Source organism: Moraxella caprae DSM 19149 (assembly GCF_000426885.1).
Taxonomy (GTDB): Bacteria; Pseudomonadota; Gammaproteobacteria; order Pseudomonadales; family Moraxellaceae; genus Moraxella; species Moraxella caprae.
On the sequence record NZ_AUGF01000004.1, the window covers coordinates 106,069 to 112,130 of the forward strand.

Annotated in this window: 7 protein-coding genes; 6 read left to right on the forward strand and 1 reads right to left on the reverse strand. The window is 45.3% G+C overall.

What is annotated here, in order from left to right:
• The first annotated feature begins 4 nt into the window (after window positions 1–4).
• The 4 genes from K941_RS0101385 to K941_RS16285 all read left to right on the forward strand — a co-directional run bounded on the left by K941_RS0101385 (window position 5) and on the right by K941_RS16285 (window position 3,068).
• The gene (locus tag K941_RS0101385) at window positions 5–520 is read left to right on the forward strand and encodes a hypothetical protein (RefSeq protein WP_029102194.1); all 516 of its coding nucleotides are present in this window, start codon (window positions 5–7) and stop codon (window positions 518–520) included.
• Window positions 521–541: 21 nt separating this feature from the next.
• Entirely contained in the window at window positions 542–847 is a 306-nt protein-coding gene (locus K941_RS0101390; protein ID WP_029102195.1) for a hypothetical protein, read from the forward strand.
• A 163-nt stretch (window positions 848–1,010) separates the two neighbouring features.
• Window positions 1,011–2,420: a type I glutamate--ammonia ligase gene (glnA, locus tag K941_RS0101395; RefSeq protein ID WP_029102196.1), complete on the forward strand. Its 1,410-nt coding sequence runs from the start codon at window positions 1,011–1,013 to the stop codon at window positions 2,418–2,420.
• Between the two features lie 120 nt (window positions 2,421–2,540).
• Window positions 2,541–3,068 carry a hypothetical protein gene (locus tag K941_RS16285; protein ID WP_029102197.1) on the forward strand — a complete coding sequence of 176 codons (528 nt, stop codon included), beginning with the start codon at window positions 2,541–2,543 and terminating at the stop codon, window positions 3,066–3,068.
• A gap of 47 nt (window positions 3,069–3,115) precedes the next feature.
• Here the strand turns inward: K941_RS16285 and K941_RS0101405 are convergent, their stop codons facing one another.
• Window positions 3,116–3,793: an alpha/beta hydrolase gene (locus K941_RS0101405; protein WP_029102198.1), complete on the reverse strand. Its 678-nt coding sequence runs from the start codon at window positions 3,791–3,793 to the stop codon at window positions 3,116–3,118.
• A gap of 123 nt (window positions 3,794–3,916) precedes the next feature.
• Between K941_RS0101405 and ypfJ the strand changes: the two genes are divergently transcribed.
• Together ypfJ and K941_RS0101415 are read left to right on the forward strand one after the other, a co-directional pair.
• Entirely contained in the window at window positions 3,917–4,819 is a 903-nt protein-coding gene (gene ypfJ / locus K941_RS0101410; protein ID WP_029102199.1) for a KPN_02809 family neutral zinc metallopeptidase, read from the forward strand.
• A 190-nt stretch (window positions 4,820–5,009) separates the two neighbouring features.
• Window positions 5,010–5,921, forward strand: a complete 912-nt coding sequence (locus K941_RS0101415) for a LysO family transporter (protein ID WP_029102200.1) — start codon at window positions 5,010–5,012, stop codon at window positions 5,919–5,921.
• Window positions 5,922–6,062: the final 141 nt, after the last annotated feature.

A 6,062-nucleotide genomic window follows, 5' to 3' on the forward strand; every position in this document is an offset into this window, starting at 1 on the left:
AGCCATGAAAAAATTATTCATCACCAGTATCATAAGTCTCATGGCGACCATGACTTATGCCAACACCGCTTTTAATAAAGATGATTTGGTTGGGGTTTGGCAATGTGATTTATTGATAGAGCAAGTAGACGGCAATGTTACCAAAAGTCAAAATATGCACCATTTCTTTGCTGATGGGCGTTCGGTAGGTTATGGCGAAACTCGGCAGATTTATCAAGGGATAGACATTCAATCGGTCTTTATGAGTACGCAAGATAATTGGGATTTTGATGGTAAGCATTTGACAGTAAATGCGGGGAATATTAATCATGTAATGATTTATAATGCCATATCAAAACAACGAGAATATGAGAAGGAGCCAGAAATGCAGGCTTTATTTACAGAGATGTTTAGAGAAAATAGCCCAATAATACAAGCGGTAACGGTGATTGATAAAGATAATTTTAGTTATGAGCTGGGGGCGATTAATTATGGTGAGATAAAACAAAAAACGGCTCACTGTAAACGTTTGGGCGGATAAGGTAAATTAAGGTAAATAAAGATGGGTTTTCTTGGTTATTTGATATTGGGTAGTGCGGTATATGTCATCGGATTTATGATAAATTTAAAAATCCTAAATCCCAAACGCAAAGCAGGCACAAATTACACACTCACACACCCGACCATGATACAGCTATTATTGGCGTGTTTTGTGGTCATGCTTGCGGTATCGGCACTGCTTGGGCGGTTTGTGATGGGGCATGAGAGCTTGGATTTGGCATTTATTTTGGCAAATAGCATGGTGGCGACGTTTGTGTTTTATTTTGGGTTAAATCCCGACCAGTCGCAGATGAATTTACCAGATTAATGTTGGTTTTGGAGTATATTTGTTTTCTTAGGCTAAAAGTGGTGCTGATAATTTTTCATGAATAAACACAAATTTATCATAAAATACCGTTTGCATAAAAGCCAAAGCGGTGGTAAATTATAGCAGTTTAACCGATTAACTAAGTTACAAATTTGGAGCGAGCATGGCGAATAAGTTACTTGACTTGATTGAATCATCAGGGGCGAAATGGGTGGATTTTCGTTTTACCGACACACACGGCAAAGAAATGCACCTAACCTTTCCTGCATACAGCGTGGACGAAGACACCCTAGAAGACGGTAAGATGTTTGATGCGTCAAGCGTGGCAGGGTGGAAAGGCGTGGAAAGCTCGGACATGATTTTGTTGCCGGACGCTGATACCGCCTATCTTGACCCATTTTTTGAAGTACCAACGGTGGTGGTGGCGTGCGACATCATCGAACCTGCCACCATGCAAGGCTATGCCAAAGACCCACGTTCTATCGCCAAGCGTGCCGAAGTGTACCTAAAATCGACAGGTCTGGGCGATAAAGCCTTGATAGGCCCTGAACCTGAATTTTTTGTCTTTGATGAAGTCAAATGGGACATTGACATGTCAGGAGCCAGACACGCCGTCATTTCTGAAGCGGCGGCATGGAGTACCAACAAAGACTATGCGTGGGGCAATAGCGGTCAGCGTCCTGCCGTCAAAGGGGCGTATGCCGTCGTACCGCCCATTGACCATTATCATGACATGCGTGCGGTGATGTGCGACCGCATCGATGAAGTCATGGGCGAAGGTCGTATTGAAGTACATCATCATGAAGTGGCGAGCAGTCAGCTAGAAATCGGTATCTCGTTTAATACGCTCGTTAAAAAAGCGGACGAAGTACAGCAGTTTAAATACATCGTACAAAATGTTGCCAGTCAATTTGGCAAAACCGCCACTTTTATGCCCAAACCCTTAGTTGGAGACAATGGCTCGGGCATGCATGTGAATATGTCTATCTCAAAAGACGGTGTAAATACATTTTCTGGCGATGAGTACGCAGGATTGTCCAAGACCGCTTTGTACTTTATTGGTGGGGTCATCAAGCACGCTCGTGCCTTGAACGCCATTACCAATCCTAGCACCAACAGCTACAAACGCCTTGTACCGCACTTTGAGGCACCGATTAAGCTGGCTTATTCTGCCTCCAACCGTTCTGCCAGTATTCGCATTCCGCATGTCAATAGCCCCAAGGCGGTGCGTGTGGAAGTGCGTTTTCCTGACCCATCAGCCAATCCTTATTTGGCGTTTTCGGCACTACTTATGGCAGGGCTTGACGGCATTGAAAATAAAATTGACCCTGGTGAAGCGTCTGATAAAAACTTGTATGATTTGCCCCCAGAAGAAGAAATGCTTATCCCAACGGTGGCAGAAAATCTAGAAGTGGCACTAAATGCCCTGCGTGATGACCATGACTTTTTGTTAAAAGGTGGGGTCTTTACCAAAGAGATGATTAACGACTATATCGCTCTAAAAATGAAAGAAGTACAGCGTATTAATGAAGCGGTACACCCCTTAGAATTTGATATGTATTATCGTTGCTAATCGTTAGGGTACGCCCTAAAAAGACAGACGGCATGAATTTGGTTTTATGCCGTTTTGTTTTGCGTGCATTTTTGGTGATTTTTGGGTACAATAAGATTATTTTGTAACATTGGAACTTAGATGACTCATTTTTCAAAATCAACCTTTTTCAAATCAGCGATGTGCGTGGCATTATCTATCCTGCCGACATTGAGCTTTGCTTATGACATCCAAATCACCGAGCCTGCCGAAGACCGTGCCTATCATCGCCCTGCCCAGAGCATTGATGTGCAGGCTACTGTGTCGCCAACATTGGAGATGGGCTATACCACAGCGGTGCTATTAAATGGCAAAGTGGTGGGTGATGGGCTAACCGCCAGCGTACCAACCATTGATTTGGTGGCAGGCGAGTACACGCTAGAAGCCATCGTGATGGACAAAAACGCCCAAACGGTGGCGAGCGATACTCGCACAGTCTACGTCATTCAAAACAACCAAATCCAACGCAAAAAGAAAGCAGCCATTGCCGAGCGAGAAGCGTATGATAATTCGTCAATTTGGCATAAGATTGCGGTGGGTTTAAATCCCAAAGTTCAAGCCCCACCAAAGGTCTATGAATCCACGCCGACATGGGAGATTAGAGATTTGCCAAATAAACCAAATAAATAAGCCCTGTTTATGAATAACAAAACCCTGTATAAACAGGGTTTTGTTATTTAGCTTTTATCAAACACCTTATTCATCCATTTGCCAATGTCTTTAATCTGCTCCATGCATACTTGATGAGCCATGCCGTAGCGTTTAAATTCAGGCGACAGACCCAAAGTGGTGAGTTTTTCGTTTGCCTTGACCCCAAGCACCGACGGCACGACATCATCGTAATCGCCATGGTCGATTTTAACAGGTAGGGATGCATTAGTGCCAAGCTCGCCAATCTCCTGCTCGGTGGCAAGATAAGTGGATAAGGCAAGTAGTCCTGCCAATGGTCGGCTGTTGGTCAGGGCGTTGTGATAAGCAACGGCACCACCTTGGGAAAACCCTGCGATGATGATGTTCTGGCTGGGTATGCCGAGACGCACTTGTTCATCAATCAAGTCATTAATACGCTCGCTAGATGCTTTGATTTGGGCGGTGTCTACCTTTCTGTCTAGGCTCATCTCCAAGATGTCATACCATGCAGGCATGACATAACCGCCATTGACGGTCACAGGAATTGATGGGGCGTGCGGAAAAATGAATCGCACACTAAGCTCATCAGAGAGTCCAAGCTCAGGTACGATAGGCACGAAATCATGACCGTTCGCCCCTAAGCCATGAAGCCATATCACGGCGTGTTCGATGGGTTTGTCTTTGGGGTTATGAATGACTGTTTCAAAAGGAAGTGGTGAGACCATGTCAGTTCCTAAGCAAGGCTCAATGTTCAATACACGCTAATTATACATAATTTTTAAAAATTCTTACAGATTTTTTGCAATTTTGCCTTATAATAGGCTGATTTTTATGATAATAGGTGAGCTATGCAGTGGCGTGGTCGCAGACAGAGTAATAATATCGAAGACCGCCGTGGCGGTGGTGGTATGAAGGCAGGTGGGCTAAGTATTGGCAGTATCATCCTTGCCCTTGTTCTGTGGAAAGTATTTGGAGTCAGTCCCGAGACCACGCTAGGGGTCACTCAGCAGATAGGGCAAGCGACCCACCAACAATCCGCCCCTGCCAATGAGACTGCCGACCAAACTGAGAGCCGTGAGTTCGTGGCGACTGTGCTTGCCGATACCGAAGACGTGTGGACACCCATTTTTACAAAACTCGGTGGTACTTATCAGCCACCAAAATTGGTGATGTTCACAGGTTCGGTCAAGTCAGCGTGTGGGGCAGCGACATCTGCCAGCGGTCCTTTTTATTGCCCTGCCGACCAAAAAGTGTATCTGGACACGCAGTTTTTTGTGGACATGAGACGGCACATGGGTATTGGCAGTGAGCGTCATGGCAGCACCGAGTTGTCTCGCCAAGACCAAGTGGGCGACTTTGCCCAAGCCTATGTCATCGCTCATGAAGTAGGACATCACATTCAGACACTGCTTGGAATATCCCAAGAAGTGCGAAAAGCCCAAATGCAAGGCAATGAGCGACAGGCAAATGAGCTGTCCGTCCGCCAAGAGTTGCAAGCCGACTGCTTTGCAGGCATGTGGGCAAAGAAAAACCATGAACGCACTGACTTTTTACAACAGGGCGACATCGAAGAAGCCCTAGACGCTGCTGAGAAGATTGGTGATGACTATCTACAACACAAATCGCACGGACACGTGATGCCTGACAGTTTTACTCATGGCACGAGTGCTCAGCGTCAGCGTTGGTTCTATCGGGGCTTTGAGACGGGCGACATCCAAGCCTGCGATACCTTTGGCACCAATCAGCTCTAAGTGCTTGATTTGTAAAATACACAAGGACGGTTTTCGCCGTCCTTTTTGATTGAATGGTTTGGACTTTGATTGAATGTACATCACTTATTTTGAATAAATTTTAATCAAAATCTTGTCTATTTGTCAAAAAATGCTATAATCTTACGCTCACTCTCTGATGTTTCAAAAATCATTCACCAGCCGTCACGCCATGCAAGGTATCATCACACTTCTGCTTATCCTAACCCCGATGTTTGTTGGTTTTGCCCTACCAAACAGCAAAAAAAGCACGCATTTGGCGGAGCGTGGGCTTAATTATCTGGTGTTCATCATCTTGGTGGTGATTGGCATGGAGCTAGGACTGGTTGATGATTTACAGCATAAACTTGCCAATATCGCCCTGTATCTGTCGGTACTTATGGTACTAACCATCGGCTCAGGGTTGATGGCTTTGGTAGTTTTTGACCGTATGTCGCCTTGTCAGTATCGCTCACAGCAAAGCCCGACTGCCAAGCCCAATGTCAGCATTCACGGCAGTCTGACCCAAATCCTGTGTTTGGCGATGGGCTTCATTATTGCTAAGTTTTTACCTACCACGTGGCACCCGCCAGAGAAGACCACGACGGTGCTACTCATGCTACTGTTGTTTTTGGTGGGTATTTCACTCAAAGGCTCAGGTGTCAGTCTCAAACAAGCACTGCTAAATAAGCGGGGCTTGCAAATCAGCTCGATCTTTGTGGGGGTAACACTGCTCTCAGGTGTCCTTTTTGCCCTGCTTTTTGATGACGTGTCAGTCGCTCAGGGCTTGGCGTTGTCATCGGGTTTTGGTTGGTACTCGCTCTCAGGCACGATAATGACGGACGCTTATGGGGCGGTGTGGGGCAGTGTGGCACTGCTAAACGACCTAGGGCGAGAAGTGTTGGCACTCATCTTTATCCCATGGGTCATGCGACATTCATCATCGGCAGCGATAGGGCTTGGGGGTGTGACCAGCCTTGACTTTACTCTGCCAACACTCACGCAGGCGGGCGGAGTTTCTATTATTCCGCTAGTCATCAGCTTTGGTTTTATTACCAATCTTATCTCACCTATTTTAATGGTGTTTTTTGCCAGTTTTTCTTAGATATTTTTAAGGTTTATTAAAAAATTATAGGGCGTATTGAACTTTTGTATTTGCAATGAAAAATGAGAAAAATCGCACGTTTTTCAAGGAAAAAGTGAAGTTTGATAGTCATTCTATCAAACGAGCTTTTATTATGAAAAA

Bases quoted from the DNA above. Each gene is read 5' to 3' on its own strand.
- K941_RS0101405 (WP_029102198.1), bottom strand. From the start codon at position 3,793: ATGGTCTCACCACTTCCTTTTGAAACAGTCATTCATAACCCCAAAGAC.
- K941_RS0101385 (WP_029102194.1), top strand. From the start codon at position 5: ATGAAAAAATTATTCATCACCAGTATCATAAGTCTCATGGCGACCATG.
- K941_RS16285 (WP_029102197.1), top strand. From the start codon at position 2,541: ATGACTCATTTTTCAAAATCAACCTTTTTCAAATCAGCGATGTGCGTG.
- ypfJ (WP_029102199.1), top strand. From the start codon at position 3,917: ATGCAGTGGCGTGGTCGCAGACAGAGTAATAATATCGAAGACCGCCGT.
- K941_RS0101415 (WP_029102200.1), top strand. From the start codon at position 5,010: ATGCAAGGTATCATCACACTTCTGCTTATCCTAACCCCGATGTTTGTT.
- K941_RS0101390 (WP_029102195.1), top strand. From the start codon at position 542: ATGGGTTTTCTTGGTTATTTGATATTGGGTAGTGCGGTATATGTCATC.
- glnA (WP_029102196.1), top strand. From the start codon at position 1,011: ATGGCGAATAAGTTACTTGACTTGATTGAATCATCAGGGGCGAAATGG.